This window comes from Chryseobacterium sp. AC405b (assembly GCF_979258685.1).
The window spans coordinates 3,205,542-3,231,139 of the sequence record NZ_OZ409877.1; the positions used below are offsets into that span (position 1 = coordinate 3,205,542).

General features: G+C 34.8%; 19 protein-coding genes and 1 pseudogene. 17 read left to right on the forward strand and 3 right to left on the reverse strand.

Features of this window, described 5'->3' with window-relative positions:
- Positions 1–159: 159 nt before the first annotated feature.
- From alaS to ACZZZA_RS15365, 5 genes are all read left to right on the forward strand, one after another.
- Complete coding sequence (alaS, locus tag ACZZZA_RS15345; RefSeq protein ID WP_463433211.1) at positions 160–2,763, forward strand: alanine--tRNA ligase; 2,604 nt, start codon at positions 160–162, stop codon at positions 2,761–2,763.
- A 210-nt stretch (positions 2,764–2,973) separates the two neighbouring features.
- Entirely contained in the window at positions 2,974–3,720 is a 747-nt protein-coding gene (locus ACZZZA_RS15350; protein ID WP_463433213.1) for a hypothetical protein, read from the forward strand.
- 179 nt (positions 3,721–3,899) lie between these two features.
- The gene (locus tag ACZZZA_RS15355) at positions 3,900–6,317 is read left to right on the forward strand and encodes a hypothetical protein (protein WP_463433215.1); all 2,418 of its coding nucleotides are present in this window, start codon (positions 3,900–3,902) and stop codon (positions 6,315–6,317) included.
- A gap of 88 nt (positions 6,318–6,405) precedes the next feature.
- Positions 6,406–6,642, forward strand: a complete 237-nt coding sequence (locus ACZZZA_RS15360) for a hypothetical protein (protein ID WP_463433217.1) — start codon at positions 6,406–6,408, stop codon at positions 6,640–6,642.
- A 130-nt stretch (positions 6,643–6,772) separates the two neighbouring features.
- Positions 6,773–9,226, forward strand: a complete 2,454-nt coding sequence (locus tag ACZZZA_RS15365; protein WP_463433219.1) for a hypothetical protein — start codon at positions 6,773–6,775, stop codon at positions 9,224–9,226.
- Between the two features lie 91 nt (positions 9,227–9,317).
- On the opposite strand, the gene folP is transcribed toward ACZZZA_RS15365, so the two are convergent.
- Positions 9,318–10,190 (reverse strand): dihydropteroate synthase, encoded by an 873-nt coding sequence (folP, locus tag ACZZZA_RS15370; protein ID WP_463433221.1) that lies wholly within the window; start codon positions 10,188–10,190, stop codon positions 9,318–9,320.
- 171 nt (positions 10,191–10,361) lie between these two features.
- On the opposite strand from folP, the gene ACZZZA_RS15375 reads away from it, so the two are divergent.
- From ACZZZA_RS15375 to tpiA, 5 genes are read left to right on the forward strand one after another with little or no spacing between them, the layout of a single operon-like run.
- The gene (locus tag ACZZZA_RS15375; protein WP_463433223.1) at positions 10,362–10,928 is read left to right on the forward strand and encodes a DUF1599 domain-containing protein; all 567 of its coding nucleotides are present in this window, start codon (positions 10,362–10,364) and stop codon (positions 10,926–10,928) included.
- A 1-nt stretch (position 10,929) separates the two neighbouring features.
- Positions 10,930–12,033, forward strand: coding sequence for a BT_3928 family protein (locus ACZZZA_RS15380; protein WP_463433225.1), 1,104 nt, complete (start codon positions 10,930–10,932; stop codon positions 12,031–12,033).
- A gap of 31 nt (positions 12,034–12,064) precedes the next feature.
- Positions 12,065–12,415: a tellurite resistance TerB family protein gene (locus tag ACZZZA_RS15385; protein WP_463433227.1), complete on the forward strand. Its 351-nt coding sequence runs from the start codon at positions 12,065–12,067 to the stop codon at positions 12,413–12,415.
- Between the two features lie 16 nt (positions 12,416–12,431).
- On the forward strand, positions 12,432–14,561 hold the full coding sequence (locus ACZZZA_RS15390) for a S9 family peptidase (protein ID WP_463433229.1): 2,130 nt from the start codon (positions 12,432–12,434) through the stop codon (positions 14,559–14,561).
- 8 nt (positions 14,562–14,569) lie between these two features.
- Positions 14,570–15,331 (forward strand): triose-phosphate isomerase, encoded by a 762-nt coding sequence (gene tpiA / locus ACZZZA_RS15395; protein ID WP_463433231.1) that lies wholly within the window; start codon positions 14,570–14,572, stop codon positions 15,329–15,331.
- Between the two features lie 123 nt (positions 15,332–15,454).
- Here tpiA and clpP read toward each other — a convergent pair.
- Positions 15,455–16,142: pseudogene (gene clpP, locus ACZZZA_RS15400) on the reverse strand (ATP-dependent Clp endopeptidase proteolytic subunit ClpP).
- 141 nt (positions 16,143–16,283) lie between these two features.
- Positions 16,284–18,254, reverse strand: a complete 1,971-nt coding sequence (gene dnaG, locus ACZZZA_RS15405) for a DNA primase (protein ID WP_463433233.1) — start codon at positions 18,252–18,254, stop codon at positions 16,284–16,286.
- Between the two features lie 93 nt (positions 18,255–18,347).
- On the opposite strand from dnaG, the gene tsaE reads away from it, so the two are divergent.
- From tsaE to ACZZZA_RS15440, 7 genes are all read left to right on the forward strand, one after another.
- On the forward strand, positions 18,348–18,755 hold the full coding sequence (gene tsaE / locus ACZZZA_RS15410) for a tRNA (adenosine(37)-N6)-threonylcarbamoyltransferase complex ATPase subunit type 1 TsaE (protein WP_463433235.1): 408 nt from the start codon (positions 18,348–18,350) through the stop codon (positions 18,753–18,755).
- A 69-nt stretch (positions 18,756–18,824) separates the two neighbouring features.
- A complete protein-coding gene (locus tag ACZZZA_RS15415) occupies positions 18,825–20,018 on the forward strand; it encodes an alanine dehydrogenase (protein ID WP_463433237.1) in 1,194 nt (397 codons plus the stop codon).
- 19 nt (positions 20,019–20,037) lie between these two features.
- Complete coding sequence (locus tag ACZZZA_RS15420; protein WP_463433239.1) at positions 20,038–20,409, forward strand: hypothetical protein; 372 nt, start codon at positions 20,038–20,040, stop codon at positions 20,407–20,409.
- 3 nt (positions 20,410–20,412) lie between these two features.
- Positions 20,413–21,186, forward strand: a complete 774-nt coding sequence (locus ACZZZA_RS15425) for a histidine kinase (protein WP_463433241.1) — start codon at positions 20,413–20,415, stop codon at positions 21,184–21,186.
- Positions 21,152–21,871 carry a LytR/AlgR family response regulator transcription factor gene (locus ACZZZA_RS15430; RefSeq protein WP_463433243.1) on the forward strand — a complete coding sequence of 240 codons (720 nt, stop codon included), beginning with the start codon at positions 21,152–21,154 and terminating at the stop codon, positions 21,869–21,871. The genes ACZZZA_RS15425 and ACZZZA_RS15430 overlap by 35 nt, the downstream gene beginning before the upstream one ends.
- Before the next feature lie 245 nt (positions 21,872–22,116).
- Positions 22,117–24,396, forward strand: a complete 2,280-nt coding sequence (locus tag ACZZZA_RS15435) for a cation:proton antiporter (RefSeq protein WP_463433245.1) — start codon at positions 22,117–22,119, stop codon at positions 24,394–24,396.
- A 261-nt stretch (positions 24,397–24,657) separates the two neighbouring features.
- The gene (locus ACZZZA_RS15440) at positions 24,658–25,503 is read left to right on the forward strand and encodes a prephenate dehydrogenase (RefSeq protein ID WP_463433247.1); all 846 of its coding nucleotides are present in this window, start codon (positions 24,658–24,660) and stop codon (positions 25,501–25,503) included.
- Positions 25,504–25,598: the final 95 nt, after the last annotated feature.

Below are 25,598 nucleotides of genomic sequence, written 5' to 3' on the forward strand. Positions count from 1 at the left end.
ATTCCTGTGGAATGACAAAGATAACGCTGAACAACCAACTTAACTTCAGTAAAAACAATTCAAAACATCTATAAATTCCCAATAACAATATCTTACAATCACTTAAAAATATTAAATTTGCAACCTTATCAATTTTTTTGATATTAAAAGCTATAAAAAATGACTTCACAGGAAATACGCCAACAGTTTTTAGACTATTTTAAAAGTAAAAACCACCTTATAGTTCCTTCAGCGCCTATCGTGTTGAAAGACGATCCAACGCTGATGTTTTCCAACTCTGGAATGACACAGTTCAAAGATTTTTTCTTAGGATATAAAACTCCGACGGCGCCAAGAATTGCAGATACCCAAAAATGTTTAAGAGTTTCCGGAAAGCATAACGATTTGGATGATGTGGGTCGTGATACCTATCACCACACCATGTTTGAAATGTTGGGAAACTGGTCTTTTGGCGACTATTTCAAAAAAGAAGCCATTTCCTGGGCTTGGGAATTGTTGACGGAAGTCTACGGAATTCCAAAAGAAAATCTGTACGTAACCATTTTTGAAGGTGACGAAAAGGAAAATCTGGAAAGAGATACTGAAGCTTATGATCTTTGGAAGCAATTTGTTTCTGCAGACAGAATCATCAACGGAAACAAAAAAGATAACTTCTGGGAAATGGGTGCAAGCGGACCTTGCGAACCTTGCTCAGAAATCCATGTAGATTTGAGAACTCCCGAAGAAAAAGCTAAAATTTCCGGACTTGAACTAGTAAACAACGACCATCCTCAGGTTGTCGAAATCTGGAACCTGGTTTTCATGCAGTTCAACAGAAAGGCAGACGGATCACTGGAAAACCTTCCTGCAAGACACATCGATACAGGAATGGGATTCGAACGTCTTTGTATGGCTTTGCAACAGAAAGAATCGAATTATGATACTGATGTTTTCACGCCTCTGATTGCTAAAGTTGAAGAACTTTCAGGAAAAAAATATACAGGAATTTTAACGGACGAAAAAGATATTGCGATCCGCGTTGTAGTAGATCACATCAGAGCAGTTTCGTTTGCGATTGCTGACGGACAGTTACCTTCAAACGGCGGTGCAGGTTACGTAATCAGAAGAATTTTAAGAAGAGCAATCTCTTATTCTTATCGATTTTTAGATCGAAAAGAACCATTCCTTTTTGAATTGGTAGCTGTTCTTCAAAATCAAATGGGTACATTCTTCCCGGAATTGGAAAAGCAAGGAAAATTAGTCACTGAAGTCATCAAAAGTGAAGAAGAATCTTTTTTAAAAACTATTGAAACAGGTTTATTAAGAGTTGAAAAATTAATTCAGCAGACGATTTCAGAAAATTCTAAAGTTCTATCAAGTGTAGAAGTTTTTGAATTATATGATACCTACGGTTTCCCTGATGATTTGACGAGAATTATTGCCGAAGAAAAAGGTTTGACGATTGATGAAGCTGGTTTCGAAGCTGAAATGTTAAAACAAAAGCAACGATCTAAAAAAGATTCTGCTTCTAAAGTGTACGACTGGGTGGTTTTAGAAGAAAAGCCTGAAACTTTTGTTGGTTATGACCAAATCGAAGCGGAAACGTATATTACAAGATACAGAAAAGTAGAAAATAAAGACGGCGAATTTTATCAGGTGGTGTTGAGCAACTCCCCGTTCTATCCTGAAGGAGGAGGACAGATCGGTGATAAAGGTGTTTTGGAAAATGCGGTTGAAAGCTTTGAAGTTATTGAAACTAAAAAGGAAAACGGATTGATTATTTCGTTAATCAACGGACTTCCGAAAGATGCAGGAGCGGTTTTCTATGCAAAAGTCAATGCAAACGAAAGAAAAAATTCTCAGGCAAACCACTCTGTAACGCATTTATTGCACGAGGCTCTGAGAGAAGTTCTGGGAACTCACGTTGAGCAGAAAGGTTCATTCGTTGGTCCTGATTATCTGCGTTTTGACTTCTCGCATTTCAGTAAAATGACGGAAGAAGAGTTGGCTTTGATTGAAGAAAAAGTCAATGCAAAAATTAAAGAAAATATTGCTCTGCAAGAGTTTAGAAACATTCCGATTCAGGAAGCGATTGACAAAGGTGCGATGGCATTGTTTGGTGAAAAATATGGCGACAGCGTGAGAATGATCCAGTTTGGAACTTCAAAAGAATTGTGCGGTGGAACTCACGTACAACATACAAGCGAGATCGGTCATTTTAAAATCAACTCTGAAAGTTCTGCTGCGGCTGGAATCAGAAGAATTGAAGCCATTTCAGGAGACAAATCTGAAGAATATTTCAAGAATTTGGAAAAACAAGTTGCTGAACTTTCACATTTGTTAAAATCTAAAGATATTGTAAAATCAATTGAGAAATTAATGGATGAAAATTCAGCATTAAAATCTGAAGTTGAATCTCTGAAAAAAGAAAAAGCAAAAAGTGAAATCGGCGACTGGAAAACTTCTTACGAACATAAAGGCGACAAGCAGCTACTGGTAAAGAAAACTTCTCTGGATGCAGCTTCTGTGAAAGATATCGTATTTCAACTGAAGAAAGAAATTCCGACTTCTGTAACGATTGTTTTATCCGATTATGACGGAAAACCAATGATTACGGTTGGGATTTCTGATGATTTGGCGGCAAGTTATCAGGCAGGAACGATTATAAAAGATTTAGCAAAAGAAATCCAAGGCGGCGGTGGCGGAAACCCGGGTTTTGCCACAGCAGGCGGTAAAAATCTTGATGGCCTGGAAAATGCGTATCAGAAAGCTTTGAATATTTAATTCTTATTAACATATCACTACTTATGGTTCTGTAAGATTTTATTGTACGGAAGTAGTTTAAACAATCCCTTTCAAAACTGAAAGGGATTGTTTATGTTATAAGATTAATCCTCTTTTCACTTCTTAAGCCGAGATTAAATTTTAAAATTAAATAACACAAACACATATCTAAAGTTTATGTTTTTGATTATCTTTCCTGAAATATTATTTATGAAAAAACTACTTTTTATGGTAATGGCTTCAATGCTGTTAATGGCTTGTAAAACAAAAGAAGACAAGACCCAGGAATTTGTGGATATGTATAATCGGTCTTCGAGTATGATCACCAACAACAAAATTAAATCTACAAAAGCCACAACATCCAGTCCGGATTCGGTTAATATTTCCGTAGAGACTGATTACGAAGGCAGCGGAATGGAAAGCGATCTGGTAACAGCTGCTCTCCCCGATCTTATCGGACAGGCTATTAAAAGTGAAAAATTAGGTCAGGAACTTTTCGATAGCGGAGTAAAATTTAATCTAAAAGTATATGGTCTTAATTCTAAATTGATTTTAGATAAAACCATCGACAACAAAACCCTTGCGAAAGATGTTGATTTTAAATCTATAGCTAAAGGAAACCAACCAAACAATCAACAACTGAACAGTATTCTTGAATCATTCAACAAGAATCTTCCCGTTGAGGATCCTTCAACAGGAACAAAAATCACAAATATTAAAGCGGATGCTGATAATAATTTAGTGTACACCTGCGAAGTTCCTGATAGCTTTAAGAAGGCATTGGCAATTGAAGGAACAGAGGTAGCCATGAAAGAAGCGATGCTGAAATCTGGTCAGATCAGACAAGTGTTTTCACAGATTTCTGTTTTGGGAATCAATCATATCAAATATATCTATACTGATAAAAGCGGTAAAGTATTGAAAGAAATTACCATCACGAAGGAAGAAGCAATGTAATACAACTTTCATTTAACAACAATATAATTCCCGATAATGGACGGTTCCGAAGAGTTCAACACTTTTTAGACAGTTCATGATCGGGAATTTTGTTTATCAGAGCTTAATTGAACATAAACTTCACCTCAAAAACTTTATTACCCAAAGAAATATCAGTAATTTTGGGGCAGATTTTTTTCATGAAAAAAGGGCTTGTTTTTATGTTTCTGTTACTATTCATTTTTGGTTATTCACAATCAAAACTTACAGTAATAAACGAAGCCAAAGGCACTCCAATTTCTAATGCTATTATTTTATGTGACGGTAAAATTCTCGGTAAAACAGATCCTGACGGATTTTTAGAATTTAAATCTAAGTGTAAAAGTATTCAGATTTCTGCACCCAATTATTTCAAAGAGAGTGCATTGGTTGAAGATGAAATGACCGTTACTCTTATCCATACGTCATCAAAAACACAATCTATAGAAACCGTAATTCTTGAAGATAAAAGTGATCCGCAGGCATTAGAAGTTCTGAGAAAAGTAGATCAGCTTTTTAAAAGCAACTCGCCACAAAGCTTAGATTCTTACACCTACAAATCTTACGATAAGATCTCATTAGATATTGATCAGGACAGTATTTCAGCGTTCAACGAAGTTTTCAATGAGAATTTTAATCTATTCAAAAAGCAGAAAACAAAAGATTCTATCAATGATGTTTCGGCAAGGAGAATATTCTCGAAAAGCAAATTATTTCTTTGGGAAAGGGCTCAGGAATATTTGTACTCACAAAAATTTGGTGAAAAGGTAAATATTCTTGATAACCGGATTTCCGGATTGAAGCAGCCCATTTACGAACTGATTGCAATGCAGGGAAACAGGGATAAAATTCCAGACCAGATCAAGCCGGAGAATCGTGGTCTGTACAGATTTTATCTTACAGACACCATTGAAGTTGACGGGAGAAAAAACTTTGTCATCCGTTTTCGTGAGGCGAGCTATAAAAAATCGGTTAAAAGAAGAAAATTCAGCGGGTATCTTTACATTGATATTGATACCTATGGCATCAAAAAAATAGAAAGCATCAGCAAAGAAAAAAACGAAGGAAACATTACCAGTACATGGATATTTTTTGCCAACAAATGGTTTCTGAATGAAGAAACTGTAAAGCTGAGAATGAGCAGGATGATGATGAACAGTTCTGACGAATCAGCAGTAAATAATGAACACCATCAGAAAAGTCATAAGAAAAGCTTCGGAACATATGCTTATCTGAGCTCAAAATATTTTGATTATCAATCACCAATCACAGAAGACCCGAAAGATTTTAAAGGATATACTTTCACAGTAAAAAATGCTGACGGAAAAACACTGGAAAAATACCGTACAGATCCTTTGTCTGAAAGAGAAAAAAACACATATTTTGTTATTGACAGCTTGGGAAAAAAATACAATGTTGATCGTAAGGCAAGGATTTTAACAGGTCTGATTAACGGACAGATAAGAGTAAAAAGTTTTGATTTTGATATTGGTGAAGTGATCAATTACAATCTCTACGAAGGTTTTCGATTAGGTTTAAAAGTAAAACTCAATGAAAATTTTAATCCGTATTTTTCGCCCGATTATTATTTTGCGTATGGTTTGAATGACGATCAGTTAAAATACGGAATTGGGCTTGACATTAAAACGACACTTGATAAAAACTCTTTTTTCCGATTTGAATATTATGATGATGTAAATTCATCAGGAGAATTTTATCGCAGACTCTGGACGTTCAGAATGAGGATGATGAATTATGGTAACAATATCAATAATGACAAATATTACCGTTACGAAGGTGCTTCTTTATCTTATTTAAATGATGTTACCAATGGTTTGACCTTAGCTTTTGCCACACGAAGAAATACGGAAGAAGCAAAATTTGATTATAATTTCAGAAACAGTGGCGCAACCTTTGAAAACTTCAACACACTCGTCACCTTAAAATATTCTCCAAATTCTACCAACATTATGACACCGCAGGGAAAGTCTGTGGTTGATCAAAAATATCCTGAACTGTATCTTAATTTTGAACAAAGTTTCAAAGCTTTAGGCGGAGATTTTAATTATACCCGTTTTGATGCCCTTTTTGTGCAGGATTTTAAAACTCATTTAGGAACAACAGGAGTCAGATTATATGGTGGCTTGGTTTTGGGTGAGGCTCCTATCTGGAAACACTTTACGATGAACGGTCTTGCTTCGCCAAGTCGGGATCTTAATTTTAACTTAACCTCTTACCTTGGATTTGCTACCTTGGAAGGTGGAAAATTTTATAACGACAGATTTGTAGCCTACTATCTGACACATAAACTTCCATGGTATTTTAAAAGTATCGGACAAAATGTTTCAAGTTTTGATTTTGTTTTAAGAGGAACCATCGGAGATATGAAACACCCGGAATATCACGATTTCAGATTCAGAAAATTAGATCATCTGTATCAGGAAGTAGGTCTGGAATGGAACAATTTCCTTTCTTCATACTTTAATCTGGGCATATTTTACAGAGTCGGATATTACACAACCTACAGTTTTAAACAGAATTTTGCCTTTCAGTTTAAGCTTAAATTATTAGAATTTTAAAAATTGCCTTCTCAGAAGATGGCAAAAACTAGCAGAATTTTGTGACGGGGTTTAAAAAATGTTGTTAAATAATTAAAAAAATAAATCAATGAAAAAAATAGAAATAAAAGCAGAACAGTTTTTTGAATTATTAAGATTAAAAGACACTTCAATGTGGGTGATTTTCTCACAGATGATCGATGGGGAAGAAAAAGAAATGATCTTTTTAGACAACGAAGAAAAAATTTTATTCAATTACATTTTGCCCGGTAATCAGGAAAAACTGGAAGAAGACAGGATAAAATTTGCCAAAGAATTTGCAGAAAAACAAGCTCTTCTCAATTGACAAATCATTTGTATTAAGAATTTTTAACATCTACGGCACTTTTTTTGCCATAGCTGTTTGATTACACATTTTCAATAAAATGGAAAAGCTGTGTAGTCAAAAATCTAAAACCATTACTTAGTAGTTCTTTATGAAAAAATTATTTATTCTGCTGTTGTCATTCGGGTATATCAGCATTTTCTCGCAGTCGAAAATTATCATCAAAAATTCCGGAGACAATACGGCAGTTCCTAATGCTACAGTAACCTGCAACAATAAATTTGTCGGAAAAACTGATGCAGCAGGAATTCTCAATTTTAGAACAAAGTGTAAAAAAGTGGAAGTTTCTGCTAAAGGTTTTTATGAGGATGATGTGGTTGTTGATAAAGTAATGGAAGTTTTTCTAAGTAAAACCGATCCAAAAACCAGGAATATCGAAACGGTAATTTTAGAAGACAAAAGTGATCCAAGAGCTTTAGAAATTCTGAGAAAAATTAACGAAAATTACAAGCAGAATTCACCGCTAAGCTTAGATTCTTATTCTTTCAAATCGTACGAAAAAATCTCTTTAGATTTTGATGAAGACAGCATTAAAGCATACAACACTTACATTGCCAACCGAATTGACTCTTTAAAAAAACTTCCGCAGCAGCCCATGAAAGCTCAGGAAAGAAAAGATTCTCTGGAATCTGTAAACCTGATGAAACTGGTGGGTGAAAGTAAAATGTTCCTCTGGGAAAGAGCATCGCAAAGTTTATATTCAAAAAAGTACGGTGAAAAAACAAATATTCTAGACAATAAAATCGCAGGTTTAAAAGAGCCTATCTATGAACTGATGGCGTTCCGGTCTAACAGAAATGTAATTCCAAAAGAAATAAAAGAAGAAAACAGAAATCTTTACAGATTCTTTCTTACTGATTCAATTGAAATTGACGGCCGAAAAAACTATGTAATTCGCTTTCGTCAGGTTGATTATAAACAAGCGGTTAACAAAAGAAAATTTAACGGATACCTTTACGTTGACACAGAAACTTATGCTCTGAAAAAGATTGAAAGCAACAGCAAGATAAAAAGTGAAGGAAGCATTACCAGCATTTGGAAACCTGTTGAGAATAAATGGTTTTTGGTAAAAGAAAACTATAAAATAAAAATGGGTTCTACTTCTTTTGACACCGATGATAAATCAGATAAAGATAAAACCAAAGAAGAAAAAGAGGCCGATAAAAACAATAGACAGAAATTTGGAAGCTATGCTTTTGCTACTGCAGATTATTTCGATTTTAAAACTCCAATCGAGGAAAAACCTGAGGATTTCAGAGGATATACGATTGATGTAAAAAATTCAGACGGTAATTTGATTGATCAATACCGTACAGAAAATCTAACTGACCGTGAAGTTACCACGTATACCAAAATTGACAGTCTTAGCAGTAAATATAAGCTAGACCAAAAAGCGAAAGCATTGACGGGTCTTTTAAAAGGCAAAATAAGAGTCGGTATCGTAGATTTTGATTTGGCAAAAATCATTGGCTACAATAAATATGAGCATTTCCGTTTCGGAGCCGGAGCAAAACTGAACGAAAAATTCAACAGATACATTTCTCCCGATGCCTATTTTGCTTATGGTATTTATGATAAAAAAATCAAATACGGAGCCGGAGTTGACGTTCGTACGACTTTAGAAAAAAATTCATTCTTCAGAGTTGAGTACTTTAATGACGTAATGGCAGCCGGCCGATTCTCAGAAAATTTGTGGAACTTCAGAATGAAAATTATGAATTCCGGGGTTGCCTTGAATAATGAAGTTTTCTTTGGTTATGAAGGTTTTAAACTAAGTTACGAGAATGATATTACCAATGCTTTGACGATTAATGTTTCGGCAAAAAAAACTGAGGAAGAATCTAAATTTGCCTATAACTATAAAGGTTTGGGAAGTCAGTTTGATGTAACTTCATCTACAATTACACTGAAATATTCTCCCAATTCGAAAAATATCATGACTCCCACAGGAAAATACACCTATGAGCAGAGTCTTCCCGAAGTCTACTTAAATTACGAACAGGGGTTTAAAACTTTAGACGGAGATTTTAATTTCAGCAGATTTGATGCCTTGTTTGTTCATAATTTTAAAACCAAATTAGGGGTTACAGGAATCAGAGCTTACGGCGGAATCATCACCGGCGACGCTCCTATCTGGAAAAATTTCACCATGAATGGCTTAGGAAAAGGAAACGGCGGGCTTAATTTTAACTTAACTTCTTATCTTGGTTTTGCCACAATGGAAGGCGGAAAATATTATAATGATAAATTTGTAGGCGCTTATCTTACCCACAGACTTCCTTGGTATTTCAAAAGTTTCGGGAAGAATGTTTCAAGTTTTGATTTTATCTACCGAGGAACAATTGGTGATATGAAAAATCCGGAATTTCATCAGTTTGAATTTAAAAAACTAGATCATTTATACAACGAATTAGGATTGGAATGGAATAATTTCCTTTCATCACAATTTAACCTGGGATTTTTCTACAGAGTCGGACATTACAATACGCCGAAGTTTAAAGATAATTTTGCCATTCAGTTTAAACTGAAATTACTTGGCTTTTAAATATGAGAAATTACTAATGGGTAATGAATCAATGAAGATTGTTATTTAAAATTAAACCTCTCAAGATGTAATTCTGAGAGGTTTTTTTATGCTACATTTTATAATTTAAAAATTCATCAACAGTTTTCTTCGCTTCAGCAACATCATGTACACGCAGAATTTTCGCACCTTGCTTCAAAACCTTTATGTGCAGCTTTTGAGTTTCTTCATTAATATCCAAAGCAGATTTCCCTAAAGGCTTATATATAAATGATTTTCTCGAAATTCCTATCAGTAAAGGGAAATTTTCGAAACCCAAAAATTCCACTTCATGTATCATCTTCATCTGATCTTCCACTGTTTTCCCAAAACCAAATCCGGGATCCAAAATAATATCTTTGATTCCTTTTTTTAAAAGTTCATCTGTTTTCTTTGAAAAATATTGATTGACTGATAAGGTAATATCTGAAAAAGGAGTTTTCTCATGCATCGTTTCGTATGACGGATTGACGTGCATTAAAATATAAGGAAGTTTTGTTTCTGCAACTGCATCAAGCAATTCAGAATCAAATTGTCCGCCAGAAATATCGTTAACCATATCAACCCCTTCATTACAACCAAATTTCACTGTTTCAGCATAGAAAGTATCGAGTGAAATTAAAGCTTCAGGGAATTCTTTTTTTATTAAAGAAATTACATTTCCAAGTCGTCTGATTTCTTCGTTACTGGTCAAAAATTCGGCATTCGGACGTGTAGATTGCGCACCAATATCAATAATGGATGCTCCTTCATTCAATAATTTTTCGGTATGCTGAAGTGCAGATTTTTCATTATTAAATTTTCCGCCATCCGAAAAAGAATCCGGTGTAAGATTTAAAATCCCCATCATTCTGGGCGAACTTAAATCAACCAATCGTCCGTTACAGTTGATAGAGTGAGAATGTTTGAGTGTTTGAGTATTATATGATGAGCTTTTATTGGACATTGGAATTATGTATTGAAATTTATTTACAAAAATATGACAAAAAAGAATTGTAAGATTCGTAAAAAGTAAAACTCTATTTCACAAATCAAAACCTTACCACTTATAGACACTCTAACCTCAAACCCAAACTAAAACACAAAATTTTGTATATTTGAACTATTAAGAGAATGTATGTTAAAAACTTCAATACAGTTCGAGAAAATCATCAGTGAATGTCGTGATCTTTTCAGTAAAAAATTACAGGATTATGGTGCAGCTTGGAGGGTTTTGCGACCGAGCTCAATAACAGATCAAATTTATATAAAAGTCAACAGAATCCGCACGTTGCAGATGACGGATGTAAAAATGGTTGATGAAAGTGAAGAAGGTGAATTCATCGCTGTGGTCAACTACTCCATCATCGGATTGATACAATTAGAGAAAGGTCTTTCGAATGATTTTAACGAAAATAAAGAGGAAATTCTGCGTCTTTATGACAAATATGCCCACGAAGCCAAATCTTTGATGGAAAGAAAAAATCATGACTACGGCGAAGCCTGGAGAGATATGAGAATTTCATCTATAACCGATTTGATTTATCAGAAAGTTCTACGCACAAAACAAATAGAAGACAATCAAGGCGTTACCATCGTTTCAGAAGGTCTGGATGCCAATTATTTTGATATGCTGAATTACGCAGTGTTCTGCCTGATTAAATTCTCGGAAAAAGAAAACAACTTAGAACATCAAATTATTTAATATGATAAAAAGTTTATTACGTTGCATCATCGCTTTGATCTTCATCCTTTCAGGATTTGTAAAAGCGGTAGATTTAGTAGGTTTTTCATTTAAAATGGAAGAATATTTTTCACCTTCTGTTTTCAATATGCCGTTTTTTGAGAAATTCGCTTTGCTTTTTTCGATTATTGTTGTGGTTTTAGAACTCTGGTTAGGGTTTATGCTTTTGTTGAAATTCAAACTGAAATTCACACTTTCCGCATTGATTGCACTTTGTGTTTTCTTCGGATTTCTGACTTTTTATTCCGCATATTTTAATGTGGTGACAGATTGTGGATGTTTCGGAGATGCCATTAAATTTACACCCTGGGAAAGCTTTGTGAAAGATATTGTTCTGTTGATCGGACTTTTAATTCTGTTCATTTTATATCGTAAAGAATTCAACAGAAAAGATGATCTTACAGATAGACCTAAAAATAATAAATTCTTGTCACTTGCATTTGGACTTTTCTCAGGAATCATGATTTTCATTATGGCTCAGGGAATAATCAACGAGCCGATTATTGATTTCCGTGATTATAAGATAGGAACTGATCTGAAAGCTGAGAAAGAAAAAATCAGTAAAAATCCTTCAGAATATAAAACTTTTTATTCGCTGAAAAATTCAAAAACAGGAGAAGTTTTAAAAGTTAATCAGGATGATTATATCAACCAGACAAAATACTGGGAAGAAGGCTCGCTCTGGAAGATTGAGGAAGGAAAAAACGAGTCAAAATTAATTAAGGAAGGGTATAAATCTGAAATTGTAAAGTTTAAAATCGAAGATCCCACAGGAATTGATTTAACAGATAAGATCATCAATGCTCCGAAAGCAATTTTAGTTTTCGCTTATCATCCTCAAGACGTTTCTTCTGATTTACTCAAGAAAGTGGAAGCTAAAGTAAATACTGATAAAACCGCAGTTATATATGGAATTTCTACCATCCCGACGACATTTAAAACCATTAAAAATGCAATGATGGACGGAACTGCTATTAAAACTATTGCCAGAAGTAATCCTTTTGTTTTAATTTTGGAAAATGGAAAAATTGTAGACAAACAACCTGCAAAAAATTACGTTGATTAGTCAACTTTATACTAAACTTAAACATATTTAAATGCAAAAATCAAATAAATCAATCGCCGGCTATCACTTATTAATGATTCTTTCATCTGTGGACGGAGAATTTGCTCCCGAAGAAGGAATGTTGGTGCAGCAATATCTGGCTGACGAGTTTCCTTTTAAAATAAATTTAGATAACGAATTGGAAGCCATCGCATTGCTTCAGCCGGAAGAATGGAAAGACCATTTTGAATTTCACGGGCGTTGTTTCTTAGACGATTCTACAGAAGAAGAGCGTCTAAACTTTATTCAGTTTGCTAAAACACTGATTAAAGCTGATGATATTGTTACTGATGAGGAACATACTTTTTATATGCTTCTGAAAAATCTTTGGAATCTGGCTTAAACTTAAAAATATAACCATGAAGAAAATTCATTTAGGATTATTAGCTATGAGTATTTCTGCGACATTTCAATCTCAAAAATTCCCCGACTTAAAAGCACCTGTTGCAGAAAAAAAGGAACACATCAGAGAGATTCATTCAGATAAGGTAAACGATCCTTATTACTGGATGATCGACTATTTTAAAAAAGCAAAAGATTCTTCAAAAGTAGTTGATTATCTGAAGGCTGAAAATTCTTATTGGGAAGGAATGATGAAAGACACAGAGCCTTTCAGAGATCAGCTTTTTAAGGAAATGAAAGCCCGAATTAAAGAAAAAGATGAAACCGTTCCAACTTTTAAAAACGGTTATTATTACTACAGCCGCACAGAAACCGGAAAACAGTATTTTAAATATTGCAGAAAAAAAGGAAGTCTTACTGCTCCCGAAGAAGTTCTCCTGGATGTAGATCAAATGGCAGAAGGTCACGCCTACTATTCAGCATCAGGTTTCAGCATCAGTCCAGATAATACCCGATTGATTTTCGGAGTAGATGATGTTTCTAGAAGGCAGTACAAATTATTTTTAAAAGATCTTACAACAGGCAAGACGACAGATCTTGGTATTAAAAACACCACCGGCTCTGCAACATGGGCGAATGATAATAAAACAATTTTCTACACATCAAAAAATCCTGAAACACTTCTTACCGAGAAAATTTTCAGACACTTTTTAGGAACTGATGTATCAAAAGATGTTTTGGTGTACGAAGAAAAAGATAAAACTAATTACATTGGTGTCGGAAAATCTAAGAACGAAAAGTTCATTATGATCTATTCCGGAGCAACAACGTCTTCAGAAACAAGGTATCTGGATGCCAACAAACCGAACGAAACATTCAAAGTTTTTCAACCAAGAATGAAAGATGTTTTGTATGACGTTACTCCTTTAGAAGACCGTTTTTTAATTACAACCAATAAAGACGCTCTAAACTTTAAAGTCGTTGAAACACCTTTAGACAAAACAGGCGTTGAAAACTGGAAAGATTTTGTTTCCCACAGGAAAGATGTTTTGATGGAAGGGATCAGTGAGTTCAAAAATTATTTGGTTTTCAGTGAAAGACAAAACGGACTTTCACAATTGGTCATTTATGACAGAAAAACAGGTAAAAAAGATTTTCTGAAATTTGATGAACCTGCTTATACCGTTTATCCATCGGGTAATCCTGAATACAATACGGATAATTTCCGTTTTGGTTATACATCAATGGTTACTCCGAGCTCTCAGTTTGAGCAAAATTTAAAAACAGGCAAAAGAGTTTTACTGAAAGAGCAGGAAGTTTTAGGCGGTTACAACAAAGCAAATTACATCACAGAAAGACTTTTTGTAACTGCTAAAGACGGCACAAAAATTCCGATTTCCATTGTGTATAAAAAAGGGTATAAGAAAGATGGAAACAGTCCGCTTCTGCTATATGCTTACGGATCTTACGGAAATTCGATTGATGCCACTTTCAGCAGTACAAGACTAAGTCTTTTAGACAGAGGTTTTGCGTATGCTATTGCCCACATCCGTGGAGGTCAGGAAATGGGAAGACAGTGGTACGAAGATGGTAAAATGATGAAAAAGAAAAATACTTTTACAGATTTTATCGATGCCGGGGAATATTTAGTGAAAGAAAAATATACTTCACCAAAACATTTGTATGCTCAAGGAGGAAGTGCGGGTGGTTTGTTAATGGGAGCTATCGTGAACATGAAACCTGATTTATGGAATGGTATCATATCACAAGTTCCTTTTGTAGATGTTGTGAACACCATGATGGATGAAAGCATTCCGTTAACCACCAATGAGTACGACGAATGGGGAAATCCTAATAATAAAGATGCTTACTTTTATATGAAGTCTTATTCTCCGTATGAAAACATCGAAAAGAAAAACTACCCGAATATTTTGGTTACCACAGGTTTACACGATTCTCAGGTACAATATTTTGAACCTGCAAAATGGGTTGCAAAACTAAGAGATTTAAAAACCGACAAAAATATATTGTTATTAAAAACAGATATGGCTTACGGTCACGGCGGTGCTTCGGGAAGATTTGATTACCTCAAAGATACAGCCTTGGTGTATGCTTTTATGTTTAAATTGGAAGGAATTAATAAATAAAATAAACTATGAGAAGAAAAATAGTTGCAGGAAACTGGAAAATGAACAAAAATGTAATTGAAGCACAGCAGTTGATGATTCAGTTATTAGGTTATAAAAATGACAACAATACCAATTGTGAGGTTTGGATTGCGCCACCTTCATTATACTTAATGATGGCAAAAGACATCTTCGAAAAAAATGAGATCGGAGTTTTTTCTCAGGATATGAGCGAATTTGAAAGTGGTGCTTACACCGGTGAACTTTCTGTTGATATGCTGGAATCTATTGATGTAAACGGTTCATTAATCGGTCATTCTGAAAGAAGACAGTATCACGGTGAAAATGATGAGAGCTGCAACAAAAAAGTGAAATTAGCTTTAGATAAAGGTTTAATTCCTGTTTACTGTAATGGTGAAACGCTTGAACAAAGAAAAGCAGGACAACATTTAGACGTTGTAAAAACTCAGACCGAAACTGCACTTTTCACGCTTTCTGCTGAAGAAATCAAAAAGGTGGTAATTGCTTACGAACCAGTTTGGGCAATCGGAACAGGAGAAACGGCAAGTCCGGAACAGGCACAGGAAATTCACGCTCACATCAGAGGAATTATTGCTGAAAAATACGGACAGGAAGTTGCTGACGAAGTGTCAATACTTTACGGTGGTTCTGTAAAACCGGATAATGCCAAAGAAATTTTCTCTCAACCGGACATTGACGGTGGATTAATTGGTGGAGCTGCTTTGAAACTGGAAGATTTTTCTAAAATTATTGAAGGTTTTAATTCATAGGATTTGGCTAAAGCCAAAGGAATTAATCATAACAATATCGTTTTAAACCGGCTAAAGCCCGTTTGTATTGAAACAAAAAAACACGTCAATCGACGTGTTTTTCTTTATACTATTTCGAAAAAATTACTTCTTTTCTTTTGATCTCTGCAAAACTTCGTCTACCATTCCAAACTCTTTAGCTTCGGTAGAAGTCATCCAGTAATCTCTGTCAGACGCTTTTTCTACCCATTCGTAAGTCTGTCCGGAATGTTCAGAAATAATGTCGTACAATTCTTTTTTCAGCTTCAACATCTCTCTCAAGTTGATTTCCATATCAGAAGCCACACCTTGTGCACCTCCAGAAGGCTGGTGAATCATCACTCTAGAGTGCTTCAACGCAGAACGCTTTCCTTTCTCCCCTGCAACCAATAATACAGCTCCCATTGAAGCGGCAATACCTGTACAGATTGTTGCAACGTCTGGCTTAATAATCTGCATCGTGTCATAAATTCCTAAACCTGCATAAACACTTCCACCTGGAGAGTTAATGTAAATCTGAATATCTTTTGAAGGGTCTGCACTTTCTAAGAACAAAAGCTGAGCAGTAACAATATTGGCAACATGATCATCAATACCTGTTCCCAAAAAGATAATTCTATCCATCATCAGACGAGAAAAAACGTCCATCTGGGCTACGTTCATTCTTCTTTCTTCCATGATATAAGGAGTAAGATTGGTATGGACCATACATTCCCATATACTGATCGGTAACAAGACCACTGTTTCCTAAGTGTTTTACAGAGAAATCTCTGAATTCTTTTTTAATGTCCATATTTCTATTGGTATATTTTTAAATTAATTAAGATGTAATTTACAATTTTTATTCCTAAAATTTTATAGGACTTTTTGGCAGAATTACAATTCCAAGTTGAATGTAAAACACTTTACAAATTGTAACATTGTAGCTAAATTGCTACCTTTTCACATAAATTGCTTTTATCGGAGAGTATCCTAAAATCTCCGACAGTTGCATGGAAGCCTGCTTCAGCAAAGTTATTTTTTTGATGCTTTCAAAATATTTTGTTTCGTCATCTTTATTCAATTCAAGGTTTTTTGCAGTTTCTTTAATTAAATAATCGATGTATCTGAATTTATGAATCAAAATATCACCTTCCACCTGGCTGTTGATTTTATCGCCATAATTGGGCGGAAAAATATTTCTTGAGGCCCAGTTTTCCAAATCATTTAAAGGCATGATGGCATCCACTACTTTTGAAGTAATATTTTCATCCATAAATGTGACGAAAAAGTTTCCTTTTCTTAGTTCTTCATTCTGAATTCCTTCTTTGATGCTGTCGATGATAATTTTGTTGAGCTCAACCTGAAACTCATAATTTTCTTCTTCAAAATGATGAAGAATTTCTTCAATGACTGTAATATCGTATTTTTCGTGTGCTTCGTTTTCTCGCTGAAGAACAACATCTCCGAAATTTAACATTAGATTGACCAGATTATTTTCCTGTTTTAAAAGATCAAACATAATCGGATCTACTTGTTCTACACTATCAGGAACGATTTCCAGTTTAGGCTGAACATTTTCTTTCGGTGGAGTTCTCGGTGTCTGATTTTGAGTAATCTGCTTCTGAATATCCAGTTCATTAAATAGACTCTGCTCAGAAAGTCCGAATTTATTGGAAACTTCTTTCAGATAAACCTCTCTTTTCAGCGCATTTTGCACAAAACCAACAGACTTTACAATATTTCTGATGGCTTCTGCCTTTTTTATAGGATCGGTTCCTGCTTCTTTTAAAAGAATTTCAGCTTTAAAATCAATAAAATCAGTCGCTTCAGTTTCGATGAACTTTTCAACGTATTCCTGCGGATGTTTTCTTGCAAAAGAATCGGGGTCGTCACCTTCCGGGAAAAGCAAAACACGAATATTCATGCCTTCCGTCAGCAACATATCAATGCTTCGGAAACTCGCTTTAATTCCTGCGTTATCACCGTCAAAAAGAATGGTTACATTCTCCGTAAGTCTTTTAATTAACTTAATTTGTTCGTTCGTAAGAGAAGTTCCGGAACTCGCCACCACATTTTCAATTCCTGAAAGATGAAGCGAAATAACATCCATATAACCTTCTACCAAAAGACAGATATTTTTTCTCGAAATCGCCTGTTTACCTTGGTATAATCCATATAAAACATTTGATTTGTGATAAATCTCTGTTTCAGGAGAATTGAGATATTTAGCAGTTTTAATATTGTTTTTAAGGATTCTTGCGCCAAATCCTAAAACCCTTCCCGAAAAACTATGGATCGGGAACATTACCCGCTCCCGGAAACGGTCAATTCCTGCCGGAGAATTTTCAGGAAAAATAGACAGTCCCGATTTTTCTAAAATTTCTTTGGAATAGCCTTTCTCTAAAGCAAATTCTGTAAAAGCATTTTTCTTTTCGGGAGAATATCCTAACTGGAATTTTTTGATGATATCATCTTTCAGTTCACGCTCTCTGAAATATGACAGGCCAATCGATCTTCCTTCTTCATTTTCCCATAAAATATTTTGGAAATAGTCATTAGCAATCTCATGAATTTTATAGAGAATATCTCTTTCAGACTGGGCATTTTTTGCTTCTTCAGAAAATTCACGCTGGTCTTCTTCAATTTCGATTCCGTATTTTTTTGCGGCATGTCGCAGTGCTTCAGGATACGTGAAATTCTCTATTTCCATTAAAAAAGAAATCGCAGTTCCTCCTTTCCCTGTCGAGAAATCTTTCCAGATCTGTTTACTTGGGGAGACAACAAAACTCGGCGATTTTTCATCATGAAACGGACTCAGACCTTTGAAGTTGGATCCTGCTCTTTTCAACTGCACATATTCGCCCACAATCTCTTCTACCCGGATTGTGGAAAATATTTTATCGATCGTCTGCTTGGAAATCATCGTGTAAAATAAAATAAAATTCTAATACGTTACAAATATATGCATATACTGTATGTATTTGTAATGTTTGAGTATTTTTGCTAAAATTTTAAGATGAATATCAACATTACAAAATTAGACGACTGGCAAAAAGTTGTAGAAGAAATTCTTCCCCAACTTCAACATCCCATTTTATTATTAAAAGGAAATTTAGGAGCCGGAAAAACTACATTTACACAATTCTTACTTAAAAAATTAGGCAGTCAAGATGAAGTAAACTCTCCTACCTACTCTATTGTGAATGAATACAATACGTCCAAAGGAAAAGTCTATCATTTTGACCTTTACCGTCTGAAAAACATTGAGGAAGTTTTCGATATTGGCATTGAAGAATATCTTGACAACGCTTTTTTGTGCATCATAGAATGGCCGGAAGTTTACGAAGAAGAATTGTATGGACTAAAATATCACACGATGAGCATTCACAATAACGGTGAAAGCAGAGAAATCAGTTTCGAGTAAATATTATGTATCTTTGTTCGAAGAAATCGATTGTTTTTTAATTTTCTGTAAGTCATAATTGAATTTAAAATGAGTACCACAAATATTTTTACTCCTTTTTCCGAGGAAGAATTAATGCCAAAGGAGGAAAAGTTGGAAATTGTTAAAAAAGGCAAGCAATTCAGCATAGGAATCCCTAAAGAAACCTGTCTCAATGAAAGACGTACTTGTATAACGCCCGATGCAGTGCAGGTTTTGGTACAGCACGGTCATGAGATTATTGTAGAATCGGGTGCAGGACAAGGATCTTTTTTTACAGACCTTCAGTACTCAGAATCGGGAGCGATTATTACAAATGATCCGAAAGAAGCTTTCAGCCAGGATTTAATTTTAAAAGTCAATCCGCCTACAGAAGAAGAAATTGATTTTTTCAAACCCAATACATATCTCGTTTCTGCATTACAAATCAATTTGAGAGATAAAGAATACTTTTTCAAATTAGCAGAGAAAAAAATCAACGCCATTGCCTTTGAATTTATTGTTGATGAATACAAACAATTAGCTCTGGTACGTTTAATCGGAGAAATTGCAGGTACAGTTTCCATTTTATACGCTTCAGAATTATTAGCTCTTTCTAACGGATTAATGCTTGGCGGAATTACGGGAGTAAGACCCACAGAAGTTGTCGTTTTAGGTGCAGGAATCGTAGGTGAATTTGCTACAAAAGCCGCTATCGGTTTGGGAGCAAGTGTAAAAGTTTTCGACAACTCACTTTCTAAACTTAGAAGACTTCACACTTTGGTTGACAGCCGTGTTCCGACATCTATTATCGATCCTAAAGAATTAAGTAAAAGTCTGAGACGTGCCGATGTTGTCATTGGCGCCCTTCCAAGATTGAATATGCAGCCGATTGTTACCGAAGAAATGGTTTGCAAAATGAAGAAAGGGAGTGTCATCATTGATATTGCGATAGACAATGGAAAAGTGATTGAGACTTCAGAATTGACCACAATGGATGATCCTTATATCGTCAAACATGGCGTAATTCACTGCGGACTTCCGAATCTAACCTCAAAAATGCCGAGAACCACAACCAAAGCAATCTCAAATTTTTTCCTTTCATATATCTTAAACTATGATCTGGAAGGTGGTTTTGAAAATATGCTGATTCGCAAAAACGAAATGAAACAGAGTCTTTACATGTACAAAGGCAGACATACCAAAAAGGTGATCTGCGACCGTTTCGGACTTACTTATCATGACATCAATCTTTTAATTTTTTAGCAGAAACGCTAATCTTCACATGAAAAAAATTAAATTCTTTCTAATTGGTCTTATTCCGGGACTTGCTATTGTATTTTTTGTTCTCAATAAAAAAGGTGCAAGCTGCAGCGGATATTTACCGAACAGCCGTGTTATCGCCGAAACTCTTTCCAAAGATTTTAAATATTCCGATCAATTTAAAACTGAAATGACTGCTTTAAAAATGGACGAAAAATTCATAAAAGACAGCATCATTACGGAAGGAAAAGTAGATTTTGACCGAAGTCACGCTCAAAAAAAACCGTGTCCTGATTATCTTATTTCTTACCCGAAAGACCATCCGCGTTATGAAATTACCTTCGAAAAATGTGCGGAAGAAACACAGTTATTGAGCTTAAAGAAAATAAAATAAAAGATGGAGGGCAATTACTATATGATTCATGATTATCTGATCTTCATAGGGGTTTTTGCTATTTTTTTTCTGCTTGCTTTGTGTATCTATTTTTTCAGTAAAAATCAAAAACTGAAGAATGAAAATATAAAACTGTCTGAAACCAATCAATTGATAGAGCAGAAATTAAATGAGGTGCAGCTAGAGCATATCGGCACCAAATTAAATCCTCATCTTTTCAAAAATATTCTAAATTCTGTACAATCTCATGCGTACCAAACGTATGTGTCTCTGGATAAACTGTCAAACGTTCTGGATTATATTTTGTACGAAAGCAACAACAAATTCGTAAGTCCCAAAGAAGAATTTAACTTTGCTTTGAGCTTAATCGAAATTAATAAAATCAAGATCAATCCGCTTTTTGATTTCAGAATAAAATCTAAAATTGATAAGTCAGATGCAATTTATGAAGAAAAAGTTTTTGCCCCGTTGATTTCTGTTGACCTGATTGAAAATGCCTTTAAGCATACCGATTTCCTGGCTTCTGATTCTTTCATTGCGGTACATCTTGAATTGGAAAACAGAATTTTTACGATGAAAGTAAGCAACAAAGCATCCCTGAAAAATGTTTTGGAAAAAGAGAAAAGCGGCTTCGGAAGCCAGTCTCTGGATCAACGTTTAAAAATGATCTATAACAACTCCTACGATCTCAACAGAAGTTCGAAAAATGGTATCTTCACAGCAGAATTAAAAATAAATTTAGGTGAGTTCTACGATAAAATGCGTTATACTAGATGACGAATTACTGGCGATAAGCTATCTGAAGCTTCTGTGTGAGCAAATAGAAAACGTAGAAGTTATCAAGGCTTTTAACGATCCTAAAATTTTCCTGAGCGAAATAAATAACCTCGACTGCAACGTCTGCATTTTAGATATCGAAATGCCCGGAATGAATGGTCTTCAGGTGGCAGAATTACTCTCAGATTCAAAAAAAATCATCTTTACAACCGCTTACAAAGAATATGCTGCGGAAGCTTTTGACCTTAATGTGGTTGATTATGTGAGAAAACCTATTAAAAAAGAAAGACTCGTTCAGGCATTTGATAAAGTCAAAGAAATCAACGCCAATTTTCATAAAAAAGATTTTATCGAATGGAATACAAATATCGGTAAAACACTTATTTTCACAGAGCAGATTTCTTATATCAAAACTTCTGAAATTGACAGTCGTGACAAAGAAATCATCCTCAAAGATCATTCAACGATTGTTTTGAAAAATCTTAATTTCAAATCTCTTTTAGAAATGCTAACTCCAAATGATTTTGCCCAGATCAATAAAAAGGAGATTATAGCCATTTCGGCAATCAAAGCTTTTTCGACCAACGAAATTATTACAAATTTGTCTCTGGACGGAGAAAATTTTCTTAAACTTCAGATTGGTGACACGTATAAAACTCATCTGATGGAAATCTTCGGAAAGTAAATCTTTTAAAATATTACTTTTTTGCGCAGGAAAATTCATCTGAAATTAAAGCATCTGGTGTTGCAAATTCCACTTTATTACAAAAACAAAAACAATACAAAGAACGAAACCGGAAATTGGTTGTAGGATTGAGCTACAGCTTCAAATAGTTTCATTACATTATTCAAACTATTCATTACATTTAAATTTAAAAAGCATTTATCATCCAATATTTCTATGGAGATTTGCAATCTAAATAGGGAATCATGAATTTGGCTAAATACAGAAATATCATCTTTTACATCGTCACCATCGCAGTTTTTTCAAGCCTCATATATTGGTTTATGATACAGGGACAGACGCTGGAAGTGGGAGAAAACATCATTGTTAAAACACATAACGGTTCTTCCTGGGATAATTTTTCAGAATCATTCAAAACTAATCTTCATCATCCTTTGGCTCTTTTGCTGGCACAGATTGTCACCATCATTATGGCAGCAAGATTTTTGGGATGGATTTGCATTAAACTTAAGCAGCCCAGCGTAATTGGTGAAATGATCGCCGGTATTATTTTAGGACCTTCACTTTTGGGAATGTATTTCCCGGAATTTTCCGCTTTTCTTTTCCCTAAAGAATCATTAGGAAATCTTCAGTTTCTAAGTCAGATCGGGCTCATCTTATTCATGTACATTGTAGGAATGGAGCTCGATTTGAGTGTATTAAGAAAAAAAGCACACGATGCTGTGGTGATCAGTCATGCAAGTATCATCATTCCTTTTGCATTAGGAATTGGTCTTTCATACTTTGTCTATCGTGAATTTGCGCCAGACGGCGTTCAGTTTACTTCATTCGCTTTGTTCATCGCAATTGCGATGAGCATAACAGCATTTCCGGTTTTGGCGAGAATTGTTCAGGAGAGAAATCTCCAAAAAACAAAATTAGGAACTATTGTTATCACTTGCGCAGCAGCAGACGATATTACGGCGTGGTGTATTTTGGCAGCGGTGATTGCGATTGTAAAGGCCGGCTCATTTGCAAGTTCTATCTATGTGATTTTGATGGCAATAGGCTACGTATTTTTAATGATTAAAATCGTTAGACCTTTCCTGAAAAGAATAGGAGATCTACAGGCAGGAAAAAACACCATCAACAAACCGATGGTAGCTATTTTCTTTCTGACGTTGATTTTATCGGCATACGCGACAGAAGTTATCGGAATTCACGCTTTGTTCGGAGCATTTATGGCGGGAGCTATTATGCCGGAAAATGCAAAATTCAGAACATTGTTTATTGATAAAGTGGAAGATGTTGCTCTTGTATTATTATTGCCTCTTTTCTTTGTATTCACAGGACTTCGTACACAAATTGGTTTATTGAACGAAGGACATTTGTGGATGACGGCAGGTGCAATCATTTTGGTCGCTGTAGTGGGGAAATTTGCGGGAAGTGCCTTAACTGCGAAATTTCTCGGTATTAATTGGAAGGAAAGTCTGACCATTGGTGCCCTGATGAATACCAGAGGTTTAATGGAGCTTATTGTTTTAAATATAGGATATGATCTGGGTGTTTTAAGTCCTGAAATTTTTGCGATGATGGTAATAATGGCATTATTTACTACTTTTATGACAGGACCTGCTTTAGATCTCATTAATTATATGTTTAAATCTAAAAAAGACGAAGACAAAAATAACGAAGAAAATGACTCAAAATACCGCGTTTTGCTCTCATTTGACAATCCGGAATCCGGAAGTACCCTTCTGAAACTGGCAAACGATTTCACACACAAAATGAACGGCAACAAAAGCATTACCGCCATGAATATTGCTCCGGTTGACGAAATGCACACGTATGAAATGGAGGACTACGAAAATGAGCAATTTAAAAACGTCATAGAAACTTCAAATGATCTTCAGGTAGAAGTTAATACTCTTTTTAAGGCTTCTACAGACATTGAAAGTGACCTTACAAGCATCTCAAACAAAGGAAATTACGATTTGTTGCTTATCATGCTCGGTAAATCGATGTATGAAGGAAGCTTATTGGGAAGACTTTTAGGTTTCACCACAAAGATTATTAATCCTGAAAAATTACTGAATACGGTAAAAGGGAAAAGCAATATTTTCAACAGTTCGCCTTTTGACGATTTTACCCTGCAGATTTTAGATAAAACCAACATTCCTGTTGGAGTTTTGGTGGAAAAAGGTTTTACCTCAGCAGAAAAAGTATTTGTACCTATTTTTAATTTAAGCGACTTTTATCTGCTTGAATATGCGAAAAGACTGATTAATAACAACAATTCTCAGATTATTATTTTGGATGTTGCCGGACAGATCAGAAGTAATATTGAAGTGAAAGAACTCATTAGAAGTATCGAGCAGGTTGCGCCCAATCACATTACGTTGTATAACGAGAAGAAAATTGAGAAAGAATTTCTTGTCGGTCAGGATTTAATGCTTATCAGTAAAAAAAGCTGGCGTGGATTGATTGATTCAAAAAGTCTATGGCTTTCGGATATTCCTTCCACACTGATTATTAGCAATCCGTAATTGATGGATAGTGAATTACCTGCAAGTCAATTTCATTCGAAAGTAAATTTAATAGATGTATTTTAATTGACTATTCACCAGCAAAGCAAAATTCATCATTCACGTTTTAAATAAATTAAAAACACTATCTTCGCTTGGTGATTAACAAAAACGGAACATATTATTATAGAATTTTCAGCTCAGATTTGGGATAGAGATTCTTGTTACATAACTTCAAACCTCGTCCTCGGACGGGGTTTTTTATTTTTAAATTGAAAGAAAATGAAATTAAGCATTCTTGGTGTCGGATTGATTGGAGGCTCAATCGCATTAAAATTAAAAGAGAAAAAAATGGTAGATATCGTCTACGGAATCGATAACAACCAGGATCATTTAAATGAAGCATTTGATTTAAATATTATTGATGAAAAGATGGATTTAGAATCTGCAGTCAAAAATTCTGATCTCATCATCATCGCCATTCCTGTAGATGCTGCAAGAAAGATATTACCCAAAGTTTTAAATTTAATTACAGACACGCAAACAGTGATGGATGTTGGTTCTACTAAAGCAGAAATTGTAAACTCGGTAAAAAACCATCCGAAAAGAGAAAGATTTGTTGCTTTTCACCCGATGTGGGGAACGGAAAACAATGGTCCGAAATCTGCCATTGCCGAAAGTTTTTCCGCTAAAGCAGGAGTGATTTGTGATCGTGAAGATTCTGCTCAAGATGCTTTAGAATTGGTTCAAAATCTTGTAGAAAAATTAGATATGCATCTGATTTACATGAATGCTGAAGCGCACGATGTTCATACCGCTTATATTTCTCACATTTCTCACATCACATCTTATGCATTAGCCAATACGGTTTTGGAGAAAGAAAAAGAAGAAGAAACCATTTTTCAACTGGCAAGTTCAGGTTTTTCAAGCACAGTACGTCTGGCAAAATCTCACCCGGAAATGTGGGTTCCTATTTTTAAACAAAACAAAGAAAATGTCTTGGATGTTTTGAACGAACATATTTCTCAACTCAGAAAATTCAAATCTGCTCTGGAAAAAGAAAATTTTGAATATTTGGGTGAACTGATCGAAAATGCCAATAAAATAAGAGAAATTTTAGATAAGTAAAAAAGGAGTTGGTCTTTTGGTAAAAGCTCTATCTTTTATCAAAAACGTCCTGATGTTTTGAGTATAACAGCAGGACGTTTTTTACATCAAGTTTT